Source organism: Pseudomonas imrae (assembly GCF_046352735.2).
Classification (GTDB): Bacteria; Pseudomonadota; Gammaproteobacteria; order Pseudomonadales; family Pseudomonadaceae; genus Aquipseudomonas; species Aquipseudomonas imrae.
The window spans coordinates 540,848-563,697 of record NZ_CP110853.2 but is presented as its reverse complement, the minus strand read 5'-3'; the positions used below and the strand labels follow the sequence as shown (position 1 = coordinate 563,697).

Genomic DNA, 22,850 nt, shown 5'->3' with positions numbered 1-22,850 from the left:
TATCACCCATTTTGTGCCCAGGAGACCTCACATGCCTGACTTCTCTGGCTTGCCGCTGGTAATCGAGCCCAGCGACCTGCTCGGTCGTCTTGATGCCGAACAGTTGATCCTGGTGGACCTGACCAGCGCCGCCCGTTATGCCGAAGGGCATATCCCGGGCGCACACTTTGTCGATCCCAAGCGCACCCAACTGGGTCAGCCACCGGCTCCAGGCCTGTTGCCGGCCAAGGCCGACCTCGAGAAACTGTTCGGCGAGCTGGGCCACACGCCGGATGCCACCTACGTGGTATATGACGACGAAGGCGGTGGCTGGGCTGGCCGTTTTATCTGGATGCTCGACGTGATCGGCCACCAGAAATATCACTACCTCGACGGAGGCCTGCTGGCGTGGCTGGATGAACAACATCCGCTGTCGACCAACGTGCCGGCCAACGTCGGTGGCCCGGTCAGCCTGACCCTGCACGACGAGCCCACCGCCACCCGCGAATACCTGCAAAGCCGCCTCGGCGCGACTGACCTGGGGATTTGGGATGCACGTGGACCGCTGGAATATTCCGGGGAGAAAGTCCTCACCGCCAAAGGCGGGCACATTCCCGGCGCCGTGAACTTCGAATGGACCGCCGGCATGGACAAGGCACGCAACCTGCGCATCCGCCGCGACATGCCACAGATCCTCGAAGACCTGGGGCTGACCAAAGACAAAGAGATCATCACCCACTGCCAGACTCACCACCGTTCTGGCTTTACCTACCTGGTGGCCAAGGCGCTCGGTTATCCGCGAGTCAAAGGCTATGCCGGTTCCTGGGGCGAATGGGGCAACCACCCCGACACCCCCGTCGAGACTTAAGGTTTAAGGACACTTAATGAAAAAGCAGTTGTTTATCCTCAGCCAGTACTTGCTGCCACACCATTTGCTGTCGCGCCTGGCTGGCTGCATTGCCGAGTGCCGTGTGCGCTGGTTCAAGAATGCCTTCACTACGTGGTTCGCCAAGCGCTACCAAGTGGACATGACCCAGGCCTTGGTGGAAGACGTGACCGCCTACGAGCACTTCAACGCCTTCTTCACTCGCGCCCTGAAAGACGGCGCCCGCCCGCTGGACCCAACCCCAGGTGCAGTGCTGAGCCCGGCCGACGGTGCCGTCAGCCAACTCGGCCCGATCGAGCATGGCCGCGTGTTCCAGGCCAAGGGCCACAGTTACAGCGTGCTGGAGCTGCTCGGCGGCGATGCAGCCGTTGCCGCACCGTTCATGGGCGGCGACTTTGCGACTATTTACCTGTCGCCGAAGGACTATCATCGGGTTCACATGCCGCTGGCCGGCACCTTGCGGGAAATGGTCTACGTGCCGGGACGAATTTTCTCGGTCAACCAGACCACGGCGGAAAACGTCCCGGAACTGTTTGCCCGTAACGAGCGGGTTGTCTGCCTGTTCGACACCGAACGCGGGCCAATGGCCGTGGTGCTGGTCGGCGCGATGATTGTCGCGTCGATTGAAACCGTGTGGGCCGGACTTGTGACACCGCCCAAGCGCGAACTGAAAACCTTCCGTTACGACGAAGCCGCCCGTGCGCCGATTCACCTGGAAAAAGGTGCGGAACTGGGGCGCTTCAAGTTGGGTTCGACCGCCATCGTGCTATTTGGGCCGGATCAAGTGAAGTGGGCTGAAGAGCTGGTGGCGGGCTCGCCAGTACAGATGGGCCAAGGCATCGCACTGCCAAAAGCCTGACTCCCAGCAGATTTGAAGCTGGAACCCAATCAATGTGGGAGCTGGCTTGCCTGCGATAGCGGTGGTGAATTCAACATCGCTATCACAGGCAAGCCAGCTCCCACATTTTTGATCCCATTCCTACCGTCGGGTCGGGGGTTTATAGCTGACCGTCGCGGTCGCGCAGGCCCAGCAGATACAGCACTCCATCGAGCCCCAGGGTCGAAATCGCCTGTTTGGCCGATTGCTTGACCAGTGGCTTGGCACGGAATGCCACGCCCAAGCCGGCAATCGCCAGCATCGGCAGATCGTTGGCGCCGTCACCGACCGCAATGGTCTGCTCCAGACGCAACCCTTCCTTATGTGCCAGCTCGCGCAGCAAATCGGCTTTACGCTGGGCGTCGACAATCGGCTCGACCGCCACGCCTGTTACCTTGCCGTCCAGCACTTCCAGCTCGTTGGCAAATACGTAGTCAATGCCCAGCCTGGCCTGTAGCTGCTTGGCAAAGTAGGTAAAACCGCCCGACAAAATCGCAGTTTTGTAGCCCAGCCGCTTGAGTTCGGCAAACAAAGTCTCTGCGCCTTCGGTCAGGCGCAACGAGGCGCCGATGGAGTCCAGCACGCTGACATCCAGGCCCTTGAGCAGCGCCAGGCGCTCCTTGAAGCTGGCGCGAAAATCCAACTCGCCGGCCATTGCCCGCTCGGTGATCGCCGAAACCTGCTCGCCAACCCCCGCGGCCTTGGCCAGTTCGTCGATGACCTCGGCCTCGATCAGCGTCGAGTCCATATCAAACACCGCCAGGCGGCGGTTACGGCGAAACAGCGAATCTTCCTGGAAGGCGATATCGACATTCAGCTCTTGAGCGACACTGAGAAACTCAGCGCGCAAGGCCTGGGGATCGGCTGGCTCACCGCGCACGGAGAACTCGATACAACCCTTGCCCTGGTCGGCGGGCGTGTCCAATGGCATACGACCCGACAGACGGTCGATATGGTCGATATTCAGTCCGTATTGCGCAGTGATCGAACTGACACGCTGCAATTGTTCGGCCGTCACCTTGCGCGTCAGCAGCGTCACGATGTGACGTTTTTTGCCCTGGCCGCCGACCCAATGCTGGTAATCCTCTTCGGAGACCGGGGTGAAACGAACCTGCTGATCCAGCTTATACGCCGTAAACAGGATGTCCTTGAGTACGGACGAGGCCTGCTCGGTGCCCGGAATCTCGACCAGGATGCCGAACGACAAGGTGTCGTGAATCACGGCCTGGCCGATGTCGAGAATGTTTACACCACCCTGGGCCAGAACACCGGTAATGGCTGCGGTGAGACCCGGCCGGTCCTCACCTGTGATGTTAATCAGGACAATTTCGCGCAAAGCGCACCCCCGAGCTGGAAAAAAACCGCATTCTACGCACTTTCAGTGACCATCGGGCACAGCGAGCGCTTTGCCGGTCATGGGCCTGTCGCTATACTGCGCGTCAACTTCACGGACTAAAGAGCCGAGCTCAAGTGAACCGGCCCACGCCAGTAAAAACCGATAACTTCTTCCTGCTGATCTTCCGGGCACTGCGCCATCGCCGTGTACCGATTGCATTGCGCATCGCCAGCCATAACGTGATCCTGGTCGCCCTGGCCCTGGTGATCTACGCGTGCGTGATGGGTTTGCAGTTCAAACAGGCCATGCACGAGCAGGCTGACGCGCTGGGCGAGAGCTTGACCACCCAGACCGCCACGTCGGCGACCGAGCTGTTGGTGTCCAACGACATTCTCAGCCTCAACGTGCTGCTCAACAACCTGACCAAGAACCCGCTGGTGGCTCATGCTGCCATCTACAGCGTGGACAACCGGATCATGGCCGAAGCCGGGCAGCGCCCGAAGAACGGCCTGCTGGGCGAAGCCGAAGGTTTGTACCAGAGCAATATCACGTTCCAGGATGTAAAGGCAGGCCAACTGCGTATCAGCCTGGACATGCAACAGTTCCAGCAACCGATGACCATCAGCCTGCAAAGCATGGGCATCTTGAGCGCGATCCTGTTGGCCCTGGCCCTGGCCTTGAGCCTGCGCCTGGGGCGGCATATCTCCACGCCCTTGATGCAACTGCGGATCTGGCTGCGGGACATTGACGAACACACCCCGGCCACCGACCGCCAGGACGAAATCGGCGACCTCGCCCGCCAATTGCACGCAAGCTTTGCACCGGAGCCGGCGGCGCCTGAATTTGAACCCGAACCCGAGCTCGATGACACCGATTACGACGACGATGACAAGCCCGGGTTTGAAGTGCGCAACCTGCGCGACCCGGGCTTCGACGAGTCGGCAGCGGTGGCCGGCCTCAAGCCGGCTTCGCGCACCGCAATCAAGGCCGACGAAGACGATCTGGATGATGAAGATCCATTTGCCGACCTGCGCGACGACTCGGCACCCAGCCCGGTGGTTGCGCCAAAACCTGCGGCCGTACACAGCGGCCAGCCACAGCACAGCGCGGTATTGGCCGTGCAGCTGGGAGCCCAGGAACAATTGCGCCGCCTGCCACGGGCACGCCTGACCGAATTGCTGGAACGCTACCGCGACTGCCTGGACCAGGCCGCCTCGCTGTACCAAAGTGAACTGCACACCCTGAACGATGGCAGCACGTTGATGCTGTTCCATAGCGAAGACAGTGGCGAAGACTACCTGACCAATGCCATCTGCTGCGGTGAGCTGCTGCGGGCACTGGGCCATGCGTTGCAAATCGAAGTCGCCGACAGCGGCATCACCCTGCAACTGCAACTGGGCCTGACCTTGGGCGATGACCTGTATGGCATGAGCCAGATTGATCTGCTGCTGACCGAAAATGCCCAGGACGCCCTGGCATTGTCGCAACACAGCCGCAACCTGCTGCTGGTAGAGCGCAAGATCAGCGACGACACCTTGATCCGCCAACGCGCACGCATCCGCCCGATTGCCAGCCCTGAAGGTGCCTGCTGTGTGGAGCGATTGATGGAGCCTTATCCGTCAATGCTGGAGCGCCAGCTGGCGCGGATGCATGAGACACGGAACAAGCCCTAGGAACACTGCAGGCCCGCTCCCACAATTGACTTGCGCCAAGAGTTAGATTTCAACAAAAAGGCCCGCTTACTCAGCGGGCCTTTTTGTTGGTCAGCGTCTTCAGATCAGAACCTGAACACTTCCAGATCCGTACGAATGGGCGACGCCATCGGGATCTTCGGCTTTTGCGGTGCTGCAGGCTTGGCCGGCGCCGGGGCCGGCTTGCGGGGAACTTCGGCAATCGGTGACTGGTTGGCCAACGGCTTTAGCGCCACTGACAACTGTTCCGCCAGACGCTGCAACAACACACCCTGGGCCTGAACCTGGGAGGCCGTACTGCCGCCATGCTCTTCCTGTAAATGCACGATACGGTTGTCCCGCACCTGGCCACGACGATCGATCAGGCGCCACTGCGCATCAAGGATCGCCGGTTGCGTAGAGCCGGAGTCCAGGCGAGTGATGGTCAGCAACACCTGTACATCTGCTGCAAAGCTGCTCGGCGCCGGCGACAACACCACGCGCTGGCTATCCAGATGCCCTGCCACTTGACGCAACATCAACTGATTGATGTCCGAGGACAAGCTGCCGGCCCAACGGCCATCGGTCGAACCCTGCAGGCTGCCGTCGTTCTGACGCTGCAGCAGGGTCTCGCGCTGCAGGTAGTCAGCCACCACAACCGGGCCGAGCAATACAGCCATGCCGGCACTCTGCGCCGGCTGCGCTGGACTTCCGCTGTCCAGCTGATACAACGACACCGGTTGGTGCGTGCTGCAACCCGCCAACCCCAAAAGGCCAGCGAGCATCAAAAATAAAGGAAGGCGTGGAGCAGTCATCATCCCATCCAAGTAGCCGCCACAAGGCAAACCACAATGTAATACTTAAAAACAACCTATACGCGCTCAGCCACGCCGGCGCTGGAAAGGCCATATCATCCGTGAATATGCGCCATGACTCCAGCGCGAAAGCGTCGATCTACGGGTTAAATCGTAGATCGGGTGCTCTATATCGCCTTAAGCGGGCGTTTCCACCAGCAAAGCATCCACTCGCTGGAAGCCACGGGGCAATTTGTTCCCGCGCCGACCACGTTCACCCTTGTAGTGCTCAAGGTCGTCAGGACGCAGCGAGAGCGTGCGTTTGCCGGCCTGCAGCACCAGGGTCGAACCCTCTGGGATCACCGCGATGTCGGTTACATACTCTTCGCGACTGGCCACTCGCTCACCTGGAATACCAATGATCTTGTTGCCTTTACCTTTGCCCAACTGCGGCAGATCGCTGATCTTGAAGACCAGCAAGCGCCCCTCAGTGGTCACCGACGCTAGCCAGTTACCTTCACGATCCTCCACCGCACGCGGCAGGATCACCTTGGCGTCGTTCGGCAAACTCAGCAAGGCCTTGCCCGCCTTATTCTTGGCCTGCAAGTCCTCGCCCTTGACCACGAACCCGTAGCCGGCGTCGGAAGCAATGATGTACAGCGAGTCATCGTCCGGCAACAGCACACACTCGAAATTCGCACCAGGTGGCGGTGTCAGGCGCCCGGTCAACGGTTCACCCTGTCCTCGCGCGGATGGCAGGGTATGGGCCGGCACCGAATAACTGCGCCCGGTGGAATCGATAAACACTGCAAACTGGTTGGATCTCCCGGCAGCGGCGGTCTTGAATCCGTCGCCAGCCTTGTAAGACAACCCAGTGGCATCGATATCATGCCCTTTGGCCGAGCGAACCCAACCCTTTTCCGACAGAACGACGGTAATTTTCTCGTTGGGTAGCAGCTCGGTTTCTGTCAGCGCCTTGGCTTCAGCACGCTCGACAATCGGCGAGCGACGGTCGTCGCCATAGGTTTCGGCGTCTTTGATCAACTCACTGCGCACCAGCTTCTTGAGCTTGCTTTCGCTGCCCAGCAACGCTTGCAGCTTGGCTTGCTCCTTGAGCAGTGCATCCTGCTCGTCGCGCAGCTTCATCTCTTCCAGGCGCGCCAACTGACGCAAGCGAGTGTCGAGGATGTAATCGGCCTGAATCTCGCTCAGTTCGAAACGCGCGATCAATTCGGCTTTCGGGTGTTCGGCGGTACGGATGATATGTATGACTTCATCCAGGTTGAGGTAGGCGATCAGCAAACCGTCCAACAGGTGCAGGCGACGCTCCACCTTGTCCAGACGGAATTGAAGCCGGCGACGCACGGTCTGCACCCGGAATTCCAGCCACTCGACCAACAGCGCCCGCAAGTTCTTGAGCTGCGGCTTGCCATCCAGGCCGATGATATTGACGTTGACCCGGTAGCTGGATTCCAGATCGGTACTGGCAAACAGATGCTGCATCAGCACTTCATGATCGACCCGGCTATTGGTCGGAATAATCACGATGCGGCAGGGGTTCTCGTGGTCGGACTCATCACGCAGGTCGGCCACTTGCGGCAACTTCGAAGGCTTGGCCTGCATCAATGCGGCAATCTGCTCGAGCACCTTGGCCCCGGAGACCTGGTGCGGCAAGGCGGTGACGATGATGTCACCGTCTTCGACGTGGTACACGGCACGCATGCGTACCGAGCCCTTGCCGGTTTCGTACATTTTCAACAGGTCGGCGCGCGGCGTGATGATTTCCGCTTCGGTCGGATAGTCCGGCCCCTGAATGTGCTCGCACAGTTGCTCGACAGTAGCCTTCGGCTCGTCCAGCAAGCGCACGCACGCGGTGGCGACTTCCCGCAGGTTGTGCGGCGGCACGTCAGTGGCCATGCCAACCGCAATACCGGTGGTGCCATTGAGCAGGATGTTCGGCAAACGTGCTGGCAATACCAGGGGTTCTTCCAGGGTGCCGTCAAAGTTCGGCCCCCAGTTTGCAGTGCCCTGGCCCAGCTCACTGAGCAATACCTCTGAATAACGCGACAGCCGCGCCTCGGTATAACGCATGGCCGCAAAGGACTTGGGATCGTCCGGCGCACCCCAGTTGCCCTGGCCGTCTACCAAGGTGTAGCGGTAACTGAACGGCTGCGCCATCAGCACCATGGCTTCATAGCAGGCCGAGTCGCCATGGGGGTGAAACTTGCCGAGCACGTCACCGACGGTACGCGCCGACTTCTTGTGCTTGGAATCAGCGTCCAGGCCCAACTCACTCATGGCGTAGATAATGCGCCGCTGTACCGGCTTCAGGCCGTCGCCGATGTGCGGCAAGGCCCGGTCCATGATCACGTACATGGAGTAGTTGAGGTAGGCACTTTCGGTGAAGTCAGCCAGCGACCGGCGTTCTACGCCATCTAAGCTGTCTGCAAGGATGTCACTCATGCGGGCCTCATCATTGTCTGGTCTGGCGCAGCAGCAAAGTGCCGCCACGCTGGGTAAATTCAAGTTGTTTCAATGCGCTCATGCCCAACAACACTTGCTCGCCACCCAATCCTGGCGCTACCAAAGCACGGACGTCCTGCAGGACGATATCGCCCAACTGCAGGCGCGCAAGCTGCGTGCGATAGCCTTGGCTGCGGCCATTGGCAGTGCTCAGTGTCACCGGCAAACCGCGCTTGAGCCCCAGGCGTTCGGCCAGCTCGGTCGGCACCGCGACATCGGTGGCGCCGGTATCGAGCATGAAATCAACCGGCTGGCCGTTGATCTGGCCGCTGGCAACGAAATGCCCCTGGCCGTTGCCGACCAGCTTCACTTCGATATACCCCTCGTGTCGTTGCGAGGTGACCACAGCATTCGGGTTTTCCTGACGCGCTTCCCAATCGCCGAAGAATCGTGTGGCCAAAAACAGCCCGGCACCCCAGGCCACAAACATCAATATACGGCCGGCACGCCTGCCGGGCGGCTGATTGCTCATGGCTTGGCGCTCCAGCCATCGGCAGGGGCGGCAAAGCGATAGATCATCGGCCGTTTTTCACCATCGACGCGCGCGCCGAAGTTATTGTCGATGCCGATCCAGGCACCGTCCTTATCGATCAGCAAGGCTTCGGTCAAGCCGTAGCTCTGGGGATAGCGCCGACTCGGGGCCAGGGTTTGATCGGCAAACGACCAGCACAACTCGACCCTGGCCGTCACGCTGTCGCGCCGGCAGATCTGGAAGGCGTTGCGCTCAAGGGTAAACAGCTTGCCATCGAACAGGGCCAGGTCGGCAAAATCCCTTGAGACCGCCTTGGCCCCCGGAAACTGGGCCGGCTGCATTTCCTGGCCCGCCTCGCTGACCAGTACACAAGGCCCCTCGCAATCCCAAAGGCTTTGCGCCCGCTTGATGGAAATCAACCCGCGCCGCTCGCGCTCGGCCGCCAGCCAGATCTGATTACCCTCGGGGTTCACCGCCAGACCTTCAAACAAGGCATTGAAGTGCAGCAACATGCCGCTGGCCCGCGCCTCGCGTACCATGCTGGGGGCGATTTTCAGCCATTCGGGCTGGCCCTGCACCGGCACCTGCAGCACTGCCGCATGGGCTTCGCTGACGATGTAACGGTTACCGGCGGCATCACAGCTGATGCCCTCGAAGTCCAGATCGCCACCACGAATCACCGAAGCAGCCGTCGTGCGGGCACGCAGGCCCCAAGGCAGCCCGGACTCGGGCACCGGCGGCACTGTAATAGCGATGGCTTGTGCTTGCCAGGTCTGGCCTGCGGTATCGAGCCGGTAAATCTGCTCGTCATCGCGATCGGAAACCGTCCAAAGTTGCGTACCACACAAGGCAAGGCCCGACAGATTGCCGCCGCGCATGCCTTCGACCGGGTGTTCGGCTATCAACTTGAGCTCGGCAACCGGCCCGGCAACCGCCGCAGTGGCCGCCAACCCGCTCAACAACAGTATCGCCAGGGCGAAACCGCTGCGCATCAGCCCAGTACCTCAGCCAGGTTGCCTTTGGATTCCAGCCAGGACTTACGATCGCCTGCGCGCTTCTTCGCCAGCAACATGTCCATCATCTCTGACGTGGCGTCGAAGTCTTCCAGGGTCAATTGCACCAGGCGCCGAGTGTTCGGGTCCATGGTGGTTTCCCGCAATTGCGGCGGGTTCATCTCGCCCAGGCCCTTGAATCGGGTGACCTGAGGCTTGCCGCGCTTCTTCTCGGCCACCAGGCGATCGAGGATACCGTCACGCTCGGCTTCATCCAGGGCGTAATAGATCTCTTTGCCCAGGTCGATACGGTACAGCGGCGGCATCGCCACATAGACGTGCCCGGCGTCCACCAGCGGACGGAAGTGCTGCACGAACAGCGCGCAAAGCAGGGTCGCGATGTGCAGGCCGTCGGAGTCGGCGTCAGCCAGGATGCAGATCTTGCCGTAGCGCAGTTGGCTCATGTCCGCAGCGCCCGGATCGACGCCGATGGCCACGGCGATGTTATGCACTTCCTGGCTGGCCAGTACTTCGCTGCCATCGACTTCCCAGGTATTGAGGATCTTGCCGCGCAACGGCAGGATCGCCTGGAATTCTTTGTCCCGCGCTTGCTTGGCCGAACCACCGGCGGAATCACCTTCCACCAAAAACAGTTCGGAGCGCATCGGGTCCTGCCCGGCGCAGTCGGCCAGCTTGCCCGGCAGTGCAGGGCCCTGGGTGATCCGTTTGCGCTCGACCTTCTTGCTGGCCTTGAGGCGACGGCCAGCGTTGTTGATCGCCAGCTCTGCCAAGGCCAGGCCCAGCTCAGGGTGCTCGTTGAGCCACAGGCTGAAAGCGTCCTTGACCACCCCGGAGACAAACGCGGCGGCCTCACGGGAGGACAGGCGCTCCTTGGTCTGCCCGGAGAATTGCGGCTCCTGCATCTTCATCGACAGGACAAAGGCAATCCGCTCCCAGACATCTTCCGGCGCCAGCTTCACGCCACGCGGCAACAGGCTGCGGTATTCGCAGAATTCACGCATGGCATCCAGCAGGCCCTGGCGCAAACCGTTGACATGGGTACCGCCCTGGGCGGTCGGGATCAGGTTGACGTAGCTTTCCTGGACACTGTCGCCGCCTTCTGGCAACCACAGCAAGGCCCAGTCCACGGCTTCCTTGTTACCGGCCAGGCTGCCGCAGAACGGTTCGTTGGGCAGGCGTTCAAAATCGCTGACGGAATCTTCCAGATAGGAGCGCAAGCCGTCTTCGTAGTGCCACTCGACCTTTTCGCCGGTGCCTTTGTCTTCGAAGCTGACCAGCAAACCGGGGCACAACACGGCCTTGGCCTTGAGTACGTGCTTGAGGCGGCTGATGGAAAATTTTGGTGAATCGAAGTATTTCGGGTCCGGCGCGAAGTACACGCTGGTACCGGTGTTGCGCTTGCCAACGCTGCCGATCACTTCCAGGTCGGTCGCTTTGTAGCCATCGGCAAAGCTCATCTGGTATTCGTTGCCGTCACGCTTGACCTTGACCCGCACCAGGGTGGACAAGGCGTTGACCACCGAAATGCCCACACCGTGCAAACCGCCGGAAAACTGGTAGTTCTTGTTGGAGAACTTGCCGCCGGCGTGCAGCTTGGTAAGGATCAGCTCGACACCCGACACACCTTCTTCCGGGTGAATGTCCACCGGCATGCCGCGACCATCGTCGGACACTTCCAGGGAGTGGTCGGCGTGGAGAATGACTTGCACCGACTTGGCATGCCCGGCCAAGGCTTCATCGACGCTGTTGTCGATGACTTCCTGGGCAAGGTGATTCGGCCGGCTGGTGTCGGTGTACATGCCGGGGCGTTTGCGCACCGGGTCGAGGCCCGAGAGGACTTCGATGGCGTCGGCGTTATAAGAGCTAGCGCTGGGAGTGGCCATGGGGTCTCGTCGTGAGTCGTTCGATTAAAAAATGACCTGCGGTTTCCAGCCTGTCTTCTACAGCACTGTGAAATCGAAGGATTGATACTGATCTGCGCCTATGCCGGCAAAACTCAGCAACGCCGGCAATTGTCGGCCAAAACCCTGGTAACCATGGTCGCCACCGGCCTGGATGCGCAAGGCACAGGCCCGGTAATACTGTTCGGCGAGGCGATAATCCAGTGTTTCGTCACCGGTCTGCAACCATACCTGATACCGCTGGGCATCCTGGGGCGCCGCAACCTCAAGCTCCGCCAGGGCCGCGACGTGGTCATGGGTCAGCTCCCAGGTCTCATCGGTGTACAAATTCTTCTGGGTGCCCAGGTAACCGTCGAACATCCGATGCGGGCTGACGGCCGGGTTGACCAGCAAAGCCTTGAGGCTATGGCGTTCGGCAAGATGGGTTGCATAGTAGCCGCCGAGTGAGCTGCCGACCAGCAGTGGCCGGCCCAGTTCGCTGATGGCCTGTTCTAACTGGGCAATCGCCTGGCGCGGGTGATGATGCAGCGCCGGAACCTGCAACCGATCAGCCAGGCCCAGGCTACCCATCACACCGGCCAACAGGCTTGCCTTGGTGGAAGCCGGCGCACTGTTGAAACCGTGGATATACAAGATCGAAGCAGACATGCCGGGCTCTCCGTGCTTCAGCCAAAGAGGCGCAGTTTACAGGGAACTGGAGGTTGTGGGAGCAGGCAGTCATTTCTGGCCCTGCCATCGATGGCATACCCAGCAGGCGACATGCACTCCTACGTGGTACGTGCAGCACACCTGACCATCGCCAAGACCACCATCAAAAGACAGCCCTGGTCGACTATGAACAGACGGACCGCGCCGTCGGCTTTGTCATGGGCCACAACATGCTCGACGAGTACCGGGACACTGACAGGCACTCCGCTTTATACCGCCCTGAGGGCAGTAAACCGGAACCCAACAGAGACCCGCGCAAACCTCAGTAACCGTTGCTACCGTAATCCACCTGGAACGCGAAGCCTGCGACACGCTCCACTCCGGTATCCAGCCGCCCATCGGGGTAGAGCCGCAGCCAGCGATAGCCTGGCGCCTCCTCGCTGACCTTGAAATCGTCACTGCCGGGGGCGAACTGGATGCAGGTAGACGGTGATGCCAACAGGCGCACGCCATTGCGTTGCCGGTCGATTTCCTGATGAACATGCCCCCAGAGCACTGCCTTTACCTGGGGGAAGCGGTCCAGCACGGCAAACAGCGCCTCGGGGTTGCGCAGGCCAATGGGTTTCATCCAGGCGCAGTCGATGGATACCGGATGGTGATGAAAGCACACCAGATGATGACGAGCCGGTGCTTCGCTCAAGGATCGCGCCAGCAACTGCAATTGCGCATCTGCCAGATATCCAGGCACCGAGCCCGGCACGGCCGAATCCAGCAAGGTAACGCGCCAGTTGCCGACATCGACTGTCGATTCCAGCAACGCGCTGCCCATCGTGGCCTGGGCCATGACGCCTGGTTCATCGTGGTTTCCCGGAATCCAGCGTGCCGGCGCGGGGATTTTCGCCGTTTGGCTGCGGAACGCTTGATAAGACTCCAGCGTGCCATCCTGGGACAGATCCCCCGTCGCCAGCAGCAGATCAATCTGCGGCTGTTGGGCCTGCACAAGGTCAATCACCCGTTGCAGACTGTTGTGCGTATTCATGCCCAACAGCGTCGCATCAGGGTCGGCAAACAGATGGCTGTCGGACAGTTGCACCAGCAACGCCACAGCGTCAGGGTTCAAGGTGGATACGCTCGGCAAGGCGTTCTCCCAGGGCGTGATCACAGGAATAAACAATCGGTTCAATTATGCTGAGGCAGGACACAAAGGGGAATCCGGGCGCAGTTCAAATCTACCGAACGACTTCAAACTCATGGCCCAAGGCCAGGCAATGGCTCAGCCATTCGCCGAGGAACACATTGAGTTGTGCTTTCTCATCGGGCTGGTGCATGAACACATTCGGATAAGGATAGATGCTGCGAAAGCGCCGTGCATGTTCGGCGCTGATCACTTCGGCCATCCGCGCGTCGTGATAGACCTGGACTTCCAGTTGCGGTACCGGCAGCCATGGCAGGCTGTGCTCCTGGCGCACCCGCAAGGTGCTGGTGTAGGGGCAGGTCAGGATGACCTCCAGGGTCAGCACGCCGAGCATCTGGTCACCGTGGGTCACGGCAATACGCCGAGCCTCGGGCGTATGGCGCATGTCGGGCAACAGGCGCATCAGCCTTGCATAGTTGGCCTCGCAGGCCGCTTGCAGCCCGACCAGGTCGACCCGGTAACGTTCCCGTGCCTTTACTGCCATAACCCCCTCACTTCCGCGCGATTAAGCGCAAGCCACTGCAGGGCGATAATGCTGGCTGCGTTGGAAATTTTCCCGTCACGTACCGCTTGCAGGGCATCTTCAAAGGCCCAGACGGTGACGCGAATGTCTTCTGCTTCTTCTTCCAGCCCATGAATGCCGCCAGCACCGGCACTGTCACAACGCCCCAGGAACAAGTGGACGAATTCGGTGCTGCCCCCCGGCGACGGGAAATACTTGGTGATCGGCCATAACGCAGAGAAGGTCAGCCCAGCTTCCTCTTCGGCTTCACGGTGTGCAACCTCCTCCGGCTGCTCATCCTTATCGATCAGGCCGGCGACCATCTCTACCAGCCAGGGGTTATCCGTGCGCCCCATGGCACCGACGCGAAACTGTTCGATCAGCACCACTTCATCGCGCTGCGGATCGTAAGGCAAGACACATACGGCATCATGGCGCACGAAGACTTCACGGCTGATTTCCCGGCTCATGCCGCCGTCGAACTTCTCGTGACGCAGTTGCACGCGATCAAGCTTGTAAAAGCCCTGGTAGGCAGTGTCGCGCCGAACGATCTCGACCTGGCTTGGCGTCGACTTGGCAATGTCGGTCATATCCACCCTCGTGTCCTGCAAATTGATTCGAGGCGCCCCTCGACATCGCGCCATCCTACAGCGCTCTCACCCCTCGATGCAGCCCCTTTCCGGTTGCCGGGATAGACGGCTGGCGTCAAACTCACTGTAATCAGCTTAGTGGCGAACTGACTGCGATGCCGGTAGTCGAAGCCGCATAACTTTTGCTCTTCTCCGTTTTATGAAGGACGCACATGTCGCTCTTAAAAGTTGCCTCCGTGGCCTGTATCGCCTTGACGCTCGGCGCTTGCCAGAGCCTGTTCCAACCCAGCTACCACTCCCCGCTGCAAGCTACTCGTGACGCGTCGGAGCAAACCCAGCCGGGTTGCGCCGCAGCGGATTGCCCGCTGGTGAACATCGACACCGTGCACTTTGCCCAAGAGCCCAAGCTCGATGCATTGATCGAACAACGGCTGCTGGAAATGACCCGCACCACACCGGGCGCCCCGCTGCCAGCGACTCTCAGTGCCTACCGGGAAAAATTCCTGCGCGAGTCCGGCCCGCGCAACAGCATGTACTTGCAGGCCAAGGTACGCGAGCAGCATGACGGCTTGGTGATCATCGAATTGTCCAGCTACCTGGACCAAGGCGGCGCCCACGGCGAACCCGGTCGCGGCTTTATCAACTACTCGCGCCAGCAACAAAAGGCCTTGTCACTGGCCGACATGTTGTTGCCGGGCAAGGAAGAGGCCTTCTGGAAAGCTGGCCAGGTGGCGCACAACAGCTGGCTGATCAGCACCCGCCTGAGCCTGGAGCCGGACTACGTGAAAGCCTGGCCATTCCAGAAGACTCCAAATGTGGCCCTGACTTCGGGTGGTGTGGTCCTGAAGTACCCGACCACCACCATCGCCCCGTATGCGCTGGGCCATGTGGAACTGCAGATTCCCTATTCGCGACTTGAAGGCATCATCAAGCCTGAGCTGGTGCCCGCCAGCAGCTGAAGCGGCAAGCGGCAAGCCTCAAGTAAAAGCGCAATGCGCTTTTGCCTTCAACTTGCCGCTTACAGCTTGCACCTTGCAGCTAAACCTTCTTATACAGCTGGCTACCCTCCTGCTTGAACCGCTCAGCCTGCTCCGCCAATCCCTTGGCAACATCCACATCCACCGCCTCGATCCGCTGGTTGGCCGCATATTCACGGACTTCCTGGGTAATCTTCATCGAACAGAACTTCGGCCCGCACATCGAGCAGAAATGCGCGACCTTGGCCGAATCCTTAGGCAGCGTCTCATCGTGATAGGAGCGCGCGGTGTCCGGGTCCAGGCCGAGGTTGAACTGGTCTTCCCAGCGGAACTCGAAACGCGCCTTGCTCAACGCATTGTCACGGATCTGCGCCCCCGGATGCCCCTTGGCCAAGTCAGCCGCATGCGCGGCGATCTTGTAGGTGATGATCCCGGTCTTCACGTCATCCTTGTTCGGCAAACCCAGGTGTTCCTTGGGCGTGACGTAGCACAGCATGGCGCAACCGAACCAGCCGATCATCGCCGCGCCGATCCCTGAGGTGATGTGGTCGTAGCCCGGTGCGATGTCGGTCGTCAGCGGGCCGAGGGTGTAGAACGGCGCTTCGTCGCAGCACTCCAGCTGTTTGTCCATGTTCTCCTTGATCAACTGCATCGGCACGTGGCCGGGGCCTTCGATCATGGTTTGTACGTCATGCTTCCAGGCGATCCTGGTCAATTCGCCAAGGGTTTCCAGCTCACCGAATTGCGCGGCGTCGTTGGCATCGGCAATCGAGCCGGGGCGCAGGCCATCGCCCAGGGAGAAGCTGACGTCATAGGCCTTCATGATTTCGCAGATTTCGTCGAAATGCGTGTAGGTGAAGTTCTCTTTGTGGTGCGCCAGGCACCACTTGGCCATGATCGAACCACCACGGGACACGATGCCGGTCACCCGCTTGGCGGTCAGCGGTACGTAGCGCAGCAGAACGCCGGCGTGGATGGTGAAGTAATCGACACCCTGCTCGGCCTGTTCGATCAGCGTGTCGCGAAACAGCTCCCAGGTCAGGTCTTCGGCCGCGCCGCCGACTTTCTCCAATGCCTGGTAGATCGGCACGGTACCGATCGGCACCGGCGAGTTGCGGATGATCCACTCGCGGGTTTCATGAATATGCTTGCCGGTGGACAGGTCCATCACCGTGTCCGAGCCCCAGCGAATGCCCCAGGTCAGTTTCGCCACTTCTTCTTCGATGGACGAACCCAAGGCGCTGTTACCGATGTTGCCGTTGATCTTCACCAGGAAGTTACGGCCAATGATCATCGGTTCCAGTTCGGTGTGGTTGATGTTGGCCGGGATGATCGCGCGGCCACGGGCAATTTCCTCGCGCACGAACTCAGGGGTAATGATTTTCGGCACGCTGGCGCCAAAGCTGTGGCCAGCGTGCTGCTGGTCCAGCAAGCCGGCTGAACGGGCCTCTTCCAGCTTCATGTTTTCGCGGATGGCCACGTATTCCATCTCGGCGGTGATGATGCCTTTGCGTGCATAGTGCATTTGCGTGACGTTGGCCCCGGCCTTGGCGCGGCGCGGGTTCTTCACATGGGCGAAACGCAAGGCCGTCAGCTCTGCATCACTGAGGCGCTGTTGACCGAAGTGCGAGCTGAGGCCTGAAAGACGTTCGGTGTCGCCACGGGATTCGATCCAGGGCGAACGTACATCGGCCAGGCCCTGGCGCACATCGATGATGACGTTCGGGTCGGTGTAAGGGCCGGACGTGTCATACACCACCACCGGCGCATTGATCTCCCCGCCGAAATCCGTGGGCGTGACATCCAGGCCGATTTCGCGCATCGGCACGCGGATGTCCGGGCGCGTGCCCTGGACGTAGATTTTTTGCGAGCGGGTAAACGGTTGCACGGATTGCTCATCGACCTTGGCCGACTCGCTCAAATGCACGGTGTTTTTTAGTTTTGTACTCATCACGGGCTCTCCAGACACATCCAGGCAGTGGATTTTTGTCGGAGCGAACCTGTGACGGACGGACGCACTGTGGATAAGTGCTGTGCTTGGCGCACGAGGGCTGTTCGATTGTCGAACAACATCCCGGACGAAGCACAAGAGGACTCGCCGGGTGACGAGAAATCTTGTTCCCTACGCAGGCGCTAACCTGATCAGGTTCAACGGGATCCGGTATTTACCGATCTCAGCCTCATAGCAAGGCACCCCGACAAGAACGGCGCCAGTCTAGACCATGGAGCAGGCAAATTGCCAATGGCGGAGCATTCAGCTTGATGAATGGCATAAATGTACGATTGTTGTGCCGCGATACGGCCACTACACTCGGCTACTGCTTCAACGCCTTGACGCTGCGCAATGTGCGTCGTAGCCTTGAGCGCAAATTATAGCCGTAATATTACCTAGGGATCGCCTCATGCTGCGCAAACTCTCACTGGCCCTTGCCGTGTCTTGTGCGACCAATGGAATGGTCTGGGCAGCTGAAGCGCCCTTATCGACCAAGACCGACCTGGTCAGCGTCTATCAGGAAGCGGTGGATAACAACGCCGATCTGGCAGCCGCCCGCGCTCAATACGGCGCACAGAAAGAAGTGGTCCCCCAGGCCCGCGCCGGCTTGCTGCCCAACCTCTCGGCGGGTGCCGACATCAACAACGTGCGTACCCAGATCGACCAGCCGGCGGCCACTGCAAACCGCGATGCCCACACCTGGCGCGCGACCCTGAGCCAACCGCTGTTCCGCGCCGACCGCTGGTTCCAGTTGCAAGCCGCTGAAGCCGTCAACGAACAAGCCGCACTACAACTTTCGGCCACCGAACAAGAGCTGATCCTGCAGAGCGCCGAAAGCTATTTCGCCGTGCTGCGGGCACAGGACAACCTGGCGTCCACCAAAGCCGAAGAAGCAGCCTTCAAACGCCAATTGGATCAATCCAACGAGCGTTTCGATGTGGGCCTCTCGGACAAGACTGATGTGCTGCAATCACAGGCCAGCTACGACACCGCAAGAGCCAACCGGATTCTGGCCCAGCGCCAGGTCGACGACGCTTTTGAGGCCCTGATCACCTTGACCAACCGTCAGTACAATTCGATCCAGGGCATCGTCCATACCCTGCCGGTATTGCCTCCTGCACCGAATGACGCCAAGGCCTGGGTCGAAACGGCTGGCCGACAGAACCTGAACCTGCTGGCCAGCAATTACGCAGTCACTGCCGCCGAAGAAACCCTCAAGCAGCGCAAGGCCGGCCACGCGCCGACCCTGGATGCGGTGGCGCAGTACGAGAAAGGCGATAACGACGCCCTGGGTTTCAGCAATCCGAACGCCTTTGGCCAGCCTTATCGTGGCGATGTCGAGCAACGCACCATCGGCCTGCGCCTGAATATCCCGCTGTACAGCGGCGGGCTCACCAGCTCGCAAGTGCGCGAATCCTATTCGCGCCTGGGCCAGACCGAACAACAACGCGAAGGCCTGCGCCGCCAGGTAGTGGAAAACACCCGCAACCTGCACCGTGCGGTAAATACGGATGTGGAGCAGGTACAGGCACGCCGCCAGTCGATCATCTCCAACCAGAGTGCGGTGGAGGCTACCGAGATCGGCTATCAGGTGGGGACGCGCAATATCGTCGATGTGCTCGACTCCCAGCGTCAGCTCTACTCATCTGTACGCAACTACAACAACAGCCGCTACGACTACATCCTCGACAACCTGCGCTTGAAGCAGGCAGCAGGAACGTTGAATCCTGGAGACTTGCAGGACCTGTCGCGGTACCTCAAGGCCGACTACAACGCCGATAAGGACTTCCTGCCACCGGACCTGGCCAAGGCCGCAGCCGAACAGCTCAAGGCTCGCCCGAGTTATTAAGCCCACCGCGCCCACATTTGATTTGTATTGCTCAGTGGTTAAGTAGTTTGTCCAGGCCATCCAGCAAGCGCTTCAACGCGCCCTGGTTGGCCTGCATCACGTTGAGGCCCGCCTGCGCCATTCTCCGTGCATCCTGTGGCAACTCGAACAACTGACGCACGGCCTCAGCCAGGCCCTCGGCGTCGTCCACTTCTCGCAACGCCCCGGCTTCGCGCATCATCGCGGCGATTTCGAGGAAGTTGAACAGGTGCGGACCACTGATTACCGGCTTGGCCAGCGCCGCCGGCTCCAGCAAGTTATGCCCGCCATTGGGGACCAGGCTGCCTCCGACAAACGCACTATCGGCCAAGGCATACAGAAACAGCAACTCACCCATGGTGTCGCCCAACAGCACCGTAGTGCCGGCCGTGACTGGTTCAACGCTGGAACGACGCACCGTGGCAAAGCCTTGTTGCCGGCACAATTCAAATACGCTGTTGAAACGCTCTGGATGACGCGGTACCAGAATCAGCAGGGCGTCGGGGTAGCTGCCGAGCAACTGGCGGTGAGCGGCGAGTACCACTTCATCTTCGCCTTCGTGAGTACTGGCGGCGATCCAGACCGGGCGTTCGCAGGCTTGCCACTGTTGGCGCAAGGCGCCAGCGCACTCCAGTAGTTGCGGGTCGACGCTCAGGTCAAACTTGATAGAACCGGTTACCTCGACCGTTTCCGGACGGGCACCCAGGTTACGAAAACGTTCGGCTTCGGTTTCGGTCTGTACCGCAAACAGGCTCATTTCTGCGAGCATCGGCGCAGTCAGCCTGGCAAAACGTGCGTAGCCCTTGGCTGACCGCGCCGACAGCCGCGCATTAGCCAGTGCCACGGGAATCCCGCGCTTGGCGCATTGATGAATATGGTTGGGCCACAGCTCGGTTTCCATGATCACCGCCAACGTGGGCCGGACCTGATCCAGAAAACGTTTTGCCGCGCAAGGCAAGTCATACGGCAGGTAACAGTGCTGGATGCGCGGCTCGTCGGCAAACAACGCCTGGATCCGCTCGGAACCGGTGGGCGTCATGCAGGTGACGGTTATCGGCACCTGTGGATAACGTTGCAGCAGGCCACGAATCATCGGCGCGGCGGCGATGCTTTCGCCCACCGACACCGCATGCACCCAGATCCCGCCCGGTTGCATCGCCGGCAAGCCATAGGAAAAGCGCTCGCTAACGCGCCTGGCATACGCCGGCGCCTTGCGCGCCCGCAGCCAGAGACGTAAAGCCACCAACGGCAGCGCCAGGTAAAACAGACAGCTGTAGAGAGTTCTATTCATGGCGGCGGAGTTTATCGGCTTTTTCGGTCGATCGCCTGCAAGCACTCGGTAAAACGTTCAGCAAGAAAGCGCGCAGCCGGGCGCAATGGTTCGTCACGCCGCCAGACCAACTCCACCACCAATGCCGGCGGGGTCCATTCGCTTTTCAGTTCGACCATCTGCCCTTGATAGGTCGGGTACTGCACCACGTGCCGTGGCAACCACGCCCAACCCAGGCCCCGGGCCAGCCACTCGGCCAGCACGTAGAAACTGTCGGCGCGCCACACCTGCGGGCTGGCGGCCTCACTGCCGGGGTAGACGCTACTCTGGGTCGACATCAATAACTGGCGAAACTGCGCCAGACGCTGACAGTCGACGAATGCCTGCTTGGCCATTGGATGCCCGACACCGCACACCGTGACCATTTCCACGCTCCCCACCACGCGCCGCTCCAGCGCCTCGGGAATCTGGTCATGGTAGAACAACAGACCCAGGTCGGCCTTGCGCTCCACCAGCTTGCGCGCGACATCACCCTGGGCCGTACTGGACAGTTGCACCTCCAGATTCGGGAATTTCCCGGCCAACGCCTCCAAGCTGTCGAGCACTGGCTGATACAGCATCGCTTCGTCCTGAGCCAGGCGCAGGCACGCTTCTTCGCCGCGCATCAATGACGTGGCCCGCCCATTGAGGCGCTCGCACTGACGCAGCACCTCCCGGGCCTCTTCCAGCAGCACAGCGCCTGCTTCGGTCAGGCGGGGCTGACGCCCACTGCTACGCTCGAAAAGGCTGATGCCCAGATCCGCCTCCAACAACGCAATGCCATTGCTGACCGCCGATTGCGCCTTGCGCTGGTCCCGGGCTACCGCGGAAAACGAACGCTGCTCGGCGACGCTGACAAACAAGCGCATCTGATCCAGGTTCCACTGCACGCTCATGGCTCAACCCATCTTTAATTATGATAGGTAATGACTTTACCGCATCTGCAAAGCCACTAGAATGCCGAGCTCATCTGTACGACACACCGAGGATTTACCCATGAATGCCGCCTACTATTACCTGGCCATTGCCATCTGCTCGGAAGTGATCGCTACCGTTTCCATGAAGGCGATCAAGGGCTGGAGCACGCCCATTCCATTGCTGCTGGTCATTGTCGGCTATGGCGTGGCCTTCTGGATGCTGACCCTGGTAGTGCGCACCGTACCGGTGGGCGTGGCTTATGCGGTATGGGCCGGGATGGGTATCGTCATGGTCAGCATCGCCGCGCTGTTTATCTATGGGCAAAAGCTCGATGTACCAGCCATGCTGGGGATGGGATTGATTGTGCTCGGGGTGGTGGTGATTCAGGTGTTTTCGAAAACCGCCGGGCACTGATCACCACACGGTTGTTTTACTTGACGATCGGCGAACGAGCACGTATCGCGTCCGCCAAACGACTAAATGAATCGGGGTGGATCGGAAGACGTGCGTTGTACACACCCTCGATACTTCCCCCTTTGCGCCAGGATTCTGCTGTCATAGCATCAAGAAAACTCAATGCATGCGCAGCACTCAGTCCATTGGTTTTTCCCTCTGCCGCAGCGACTAATGCCGAGAATGCGTCATCACCGTGCGCCTTGATAGCATTGGCAAAATCTATGAACTCATGCGCCAAGAGCCGTCGATCAACTGCATGACCTATAGAGGGTTCCATCGCAAACTGCTTGGCATCGACGGCCTGAGCATGAGTTAGTTTATTTACACTCAGTTGTTTCAAAGAAGCAGAGGGCGAAAGTATTTCCGGACTTGCTCGTTTCAACACTATGTTTGCAAACGCATGAACTGAGGCATTAACCTTTTCGAGTACTTGCGAGTCTTTCTCGATGATCACTTTCCCAATGCTGTCTCTTCCACTTCCCATCGCAGAGTAGTCTGCGTGCACAAGGGTCTTGGGATACTTCTCCAGGGTCATCTTTACAGAACGTGCAGCACTGCTCAGTACATGTTTGTCATACAACCTTGGCTGATGATCCAGCAAGAAAGCCACGCCCTTCCTGAGAACTGCAGAATGACTATTGGAGGCCTGCAAAAGGTACAGACCAACTTTTGAGGTCGGAGCTTGAGGCTCAAAACACCCAGAAGTCTGTGCATGGTTTATTTTATCTGCTGTTGTTACACGCTCCATTTCCTTCTCCTGTTTTCTATATGGCGTATTCAGAATATCTACTTTGAGGTCTCCCTCCTGGCCAATAAAAAAAACAGATACCTCCTACACCAGCGATATAACTTACTCAACCGCAACACACCTTTTTTGCTTTCCAGGCAGTAGGACCGGACTTATCTCGTTACCGATTGAAGCCTGTATACTGCGTTCCTGTTCA

Annotated in this window: 20 protein-coding genes, 1 pseudogene and 1 riboswitch; of the genes and pseudogenes, 7 read left to right on the top strand and 14 right to left on the bottom strand. The window is 59.8% G+C overall.

Features of this window, described 5'->3' with window-relative positions:
* Positions 1 to 31: 31 nt before the first annotated feature.
* Positions 32 to 847 carry a thiosulfate sulfurtransferase gene (rhdA, locus tag OQ460_RS02500; RefSeq protein ID WP_410020347.1) on the top strand — a complete coding sequence of 272 codons (816 nt, stop codon included), beginning with the start codon at positions 32 to 34 and terminating at the stop codon, positions 845 to 847.
* Between the two features lie 16 nt (positions 848 to 863).
* Positions 864 to 1,724: an archaetidylserine decarboxylase gene (gene asd / locus OQ460_RS02495; RefSeq protein WP_410020346.1), complete on the top strand. Its 861-nt coding sequence runs from the start codon at positions 864 to 866 to the stop codon at positions 1,722 to 1,724.
* Between the two features lie 139 nt (positions 1,725 to 1,863).
* Here asd and serB read toward each other — a convergent pair whose 3' ends face one another.
* The gene (gene serB / locus OQ460_RS02490) at positions 1,864 to 3,078 is read right to left on the bottom strand and encodes a phosphoserine phosphatase SerB (protein ID WP_410020345.1); all 1,215 of its coding nucleotides are present in this window, start codon (positions 3,076 to 3,078) and stop codon (positions 1,864 to 1,866) included.
* A 134-nt stretch (positions 3,079 to 3,212) separates the two neighbouring features.
* Between serB and OQ460_RS02485 the strand changes: the two genes are divergently transcribed.
* The gene (locus OQ460_RS02485; protein WP_410020344.1) at positions 3,213 to 4,751 is read left to right on the top strand and encodes an AhpA/YtjB family protein; all 1,539 of its coding nucleotides are present in this window, start codon (positions 3,213 to 3,215) and stop codon (positions 4,749 to 4,751) included.
* 104 nt (positions 4,752 to 4,855) lie between these two features.
* Here OQ460_RS02485 and OQ460_RS02480 read toward each other — a convergent pair whose 3' ends face one another.
* The 6 genes from OQ460_RS02480 to OQ460_RS02455 all read right to left on the bottom strand — a co-directional run bounded on the left by OQ460_RS02480 (position 4,856) and on the right by OQ460_RS02455 (position 12,099).
* The gene (locus tag OQ460_RS02480) at positions 4,856 to 5,563 is read right to left on the bottom strand and encodes a PqiC family protein (protein WP_410020343.1); all 708 of its coding nucleotides are present in this window, start codon (positions 5,561 to 5,563) and stop codon (positions 4,856 to 4,858) included.
* Between the two features lie 177 nt (positions 5,564 to 5,740).
* Complete coding sequence (gene parC / locus OQ460_RS02475; protein WP_410020342.1) at positions 5,741 to 8,005, bottom strand: DNA topoisomerase IV subunit A; 2,265 nt, start codon at positions 8,003 to 8,005, stop codon at positions 5,741 to 5,743.
* 10 nt (positions 8,006 to 8,015) lie between these two features.
* Positions 8,016 to 8,537, bottom strand: a complete 522-nt coding sequence (locus tag OQ460_RS02470) for a retropepsin-like aspartic protease family protein (protein ID WP_410020341.1) — start codon at positions 8,535 to 8,537, stop codon at positions 8,016 to 8,018.
* Positions 8,534 to 9,529, bottom strand: a complete 996-nt coding sequence (locus OQ460_RS02465; protein ID WP_410020340.1) for an esterase-like activity of phytase family protein — start codon at positions 9,527 to 9,529, stop codon at positions 8,534 to 8,536. The genes OQ460_RS02470 and OQ460_RS02465 overlap by 4 nt, the downstream gene beginning before the upstream one ends.
* A complete protein-coding gene (parE, locus tag OQ460_RS02460; RefSeq protein ID WP_410020339.1) occupies positions 9,529 to 11,433 on the bottom strand; it encodes a DNA topoisomerase IV subunit B in 1,905 nt (634 codons plus the stop codon). Before parE ends, OQ460_RS02465 begins: the two co-directional genes overlap by 1 nt.
* 57 nt (positions 11,434 to 11,490) lie before the next feature.
* The gene (locus OQ460_RS02455; protein WP_410020338.1) at positions 11,491 to 12,099 is read right to left on the bottom strand and encodes a YqiA/YcfP family alpha/beta fold hydrolase; all 609 of its coding nucleotides are present in this window, start codon (positions 12,097 to 12,099) and stop codon (positions 11,491 to 11,493) included.
* A 158-nt stretch (positions 12,100 to 12,257) separates the two neighbouring features.
* Between OQ460_RS02455 and OQ460_RS02450 the strand changes: the two are divergent.
* A pseudogene (locus OQ460_RS02450) lies at positions 12,258 to 12,401 on the top strand (phospholipase); the annotation flags it as partial.
* A gap of 20 nt (positions 12,402 to 12,421) precedes the next feature.
* On the opposite strand, the gene cpdA reads toward OQ460_RS02450, so the two are convergent.
* The 3 genes from cpdA to OQ460_RS02435 all read right to left on the bottom strand — a co-directional run bounded on the left by cpdA (position 12,422) and on the right by OQ460_RS02435 (position 14,386).
* Complete coding sequence (gene cpdA, locus OQ460_RS02445; RefSeq protein WP_410020337.1) at positions 12,422 to 13,237, bottom strand: 3',5'-cyclic-AMP phosphodiesterase; 816 nt, start codon at positions 13,235 to 13,237, stop codon at positions 12,422 to 12,424.
* 91 nt (positions 13,238 to 13,328) lie between these two features.
* Complete coding sequence (locus tag OQ460_RS02440) at positions 13,329 to 13,778, bottom strand: DUF1249 domain-containing protein (RefSeq protein ID WP_090292824.1); 450 nt, start codon at positions 13,776 to 13,778, stop codon at positions 13,329 to 13,331.
* Complete coding sequence (locus tag OQ460_RS02435) at positions 13,769 to 14,386, bottom strand: NUDIX domain-containing protein (protein ID WP_410020336.1); 618 nt, start codon at positions 14,384 to 14,386, stop codon at positions 13,769 to 13,771. The genes OQ460_RS02440 and OQ460_RS02435 overlap by 10 nt, the downstream gene beginning before the upstream one ends.
* A 212-nt stretch (positions 14,387 to 14,598) precedes the next feature.
* On the opposite strand from OQ460_RS02435, the gene OQ460_RS02430 reads away from it, so the two are divergent.
* A complete protein-coding gene (locus OQ460_RS02430; protein WP_410020335.1) occupies positions 14,599 to 15,345 on the top strand; it encodes an RsiV family protein in 747 nt (248 codons plus the stop codon).
* 79 nt (positions 15,346 to 15,424) lie between these two features.
* Here the strand turns inward: OQ460_RS02430 and thiC are convergent, their stop codons facing one another.
* Positions 15,425 to 17,314 carry a phosphomethylpyrimidine synthase ThiC gene (thiC, locus tag OQ460_RS02425; protein WP_410020334.1) on the bottom strand — a complete coding sequence of 630 codons (1,890 nt, stop codon included), beginning with the start codon at positions 17,312 to 17,314 and terminating at the stop codon, positions 15,425 to 15,427.
* Between the two features lie 151 nt (positions 17,315 to 17,465).
* A riboswitch (TPP riboswitch) is annotated at positions 17,466 to 17,571 on the bottom strand.
* A 194-nt stretch (positions 17,572 to 17,765) separates the two neighbouring features.
* On the opposite strand from thiC, the gene OQ460_RS02420 reads away from it, so the two are divergent.
* Positions 17,766 to 19,205 carry a TolC family outer membrane protein gene (locus OQ460_RS02420; protein ID WP_410020333.1) on the top strand — a complete coding sequence of 480 codons (1,440 nt, stop codon included), beginning with the start codon at positions 17,766 to 17,768 and terminating at the stop codon, positions 19,203 to 19,205.
* Positions 19,206 to 19,236: 31 nt separating this feature from the next.
* Here OQ460_RS02420 and waaA read toward each other — a convergent pair whose 3' ends face one another.
* Positions 19,237 to 20,514, bottom strand: coding sequence for a lipid IV(A) 3-deoxy-D-manno-octulosonic acid transferase (waaA, locus tag OQ460_RS02415; protein ID WP_410020332.1), 1,278 nt, complete (start codon positions 20,512 to 20,514; stop codon positions 19,237 to 19,239).
* A gap of 11 nt (positions 20,515 to 20,525) precedes the next feature.
* On the bottom strand, positions 20,526 to 21,428 hold the full coding sequence (locus OQ460_RS02410; protein ID WP_410020331.1) for a LysR family transcriptional regulator: 903 nt from the start codon (positions 21,426 to 21,428) through the stop codon (positions 20,526 to 20,528).
* A gap of 100 nt (positions 21,429 to 21,528) precedes the next feature.
* Here OQ460_RS02410 and OQ460_RS02405 point away from each other — a divergent pair, with 100 nt between their 5' ends.
* On the top strand, positions 21,529 to 21,864 hold the full coding sequence (locus tag OQ460_RS02405) for a DMT family transporter (protein ID WP_410020330.1): 336 nt from the start codon (positions 21,529 to 21,531) through the stop codon (positions 21,862 to 21,864).
* Positions 21,865 to 21,880: 16 nt separating this feature from the next.
* Here the strand turns inward: OQ460_RS02405 and OQ460_RS02400 are convergent, their stop codons facing one another.
* The gene (locus OQ460_RS02400; RefSeq protein WP_410020329.1) at positions 21,881 to 22,654 is read right to left on the bottom strand and encodes a hypothetical protein; all 774 of its coding nucleotides are present in this window, start codon (positions 22,652 to 22,654) and stop codon (positions 21,881 to 21,883) included.
* Between the last annotated feature and the right edge of the window lie 196 nt (positions 22,655 to 22,850).

Coding starts and splice junctions, on each gene's coding strand:
- rhdA (WP_410020347.1), top strand. CDS start 32: ATGCCTGACTTCTCTGGCTTGCCGCTGGTAATCGAGCCCAGCGACCTG.
- asd (WP_410020346.1), top strand. CDS start 864: ATGAAAAAGCAGTTGTTTATCCTCAGCCAGTACTTGCTGCCACACCAT.
- OQ460_RS02480 (WP_410020343.1), bottom strand. CDS start 5,563: ATGACTGCTCCACGCCTTCCTTTATTTTTGATGCTCGCTGGCCTTTTG.
- parC (WP_410020342.1), bottom strand. CDS start 8,005: ATGAGTGACATCCTTGCAGACAGCTTAGATGGCGTAGAACGCCGGTCG.
- OQ460_RS02470 (WP_410020341.1), bottom strand. CDS start 8,537: ATGAGCAATCAGCCGCCCGGCAGGCGTGCCGGCCGTATATTGATGTTT.
- OQ460_RS02465 (WP_410020340.1), bottom strand. CDS start 9,529: ATGCGCAGCGGTTTCGCCCTGGCGATACTGTTGTTGAGCGGGTTGGCG.
- parE (WP_410020339.1), bottom strand. CDS start 11,433: ATGGCCACTCCCAGCGCTAGCTCTTATAACGCCGACGCCATCGAAGTC.
- OQ460_RS02455 (WP_410020338.1), bottom strand. CDS start 12,099: ATGTCTGCTTCGATCTTGTATATCCACGGTTTCAACAGTGCGCCGGCT.
- OQ460_RS02440 (WP_090292824.1), bottom strand. CDS start 13,778: ATGGCAGTAAAGGCACGGGAACGTTACCGGGTCGACCTGGTCGGGCTG.
- OQ460_RS02435 (WP_410020336.1), bottom strand. CDS start 14,386: ATGACCGACATTGCCAAGTCGACGCCAAGCCAGGTCGAGATCGTTCGG.
- OQ460_RS02430 (WP_410020335.1), top strand. CDS start 14,599: ATGTCGCTCTTAAAAGTTGCCTCCGTGGCCTGTATCGCCTTGACGCTC.
- thiC (WP_410020334.1), bottom strand. CDS start 17,314: ATGAGTACAAAACTAAAAAACACCGTGCATTTGAGCGAGTCGGCCAAG.
- OQ460_RS02420 (WP_410020333.1), top strand. CDS start 17,766: ATGCTGCGCAAACTCTCACTGGCCCTTGCCGTGTCTTGTGCGACCAAT.
- waaA (WP_410020332.1), bottom strand. CDS start 20,514: ATGAATAGAACTCTCTACAGCTGTCTGTTTTACCTGGCGCTGCCGTTG.
- OQ460_RS02410 (WP_410020331.1), bottom strand. CDS start 21,428: ATGAGCGTGCAGTGGAACCTGGATCAGATGCGCTTGTTTGTCAGCGTC.
- OQ460_RS02405 (WP_410020330.1), top strand. CDS start 21,529: ATGAATGCCGCCTACTATTACCTGGCCATTGCCATCTGCTCGGAAGTG.
- OQ460_RS02400 (WP_410020329.1), bottom strand. CDS start 22,654: ATGGAGCGTGTAACAACAGCAGATAAAATAAACCATGCACAGACTTCT.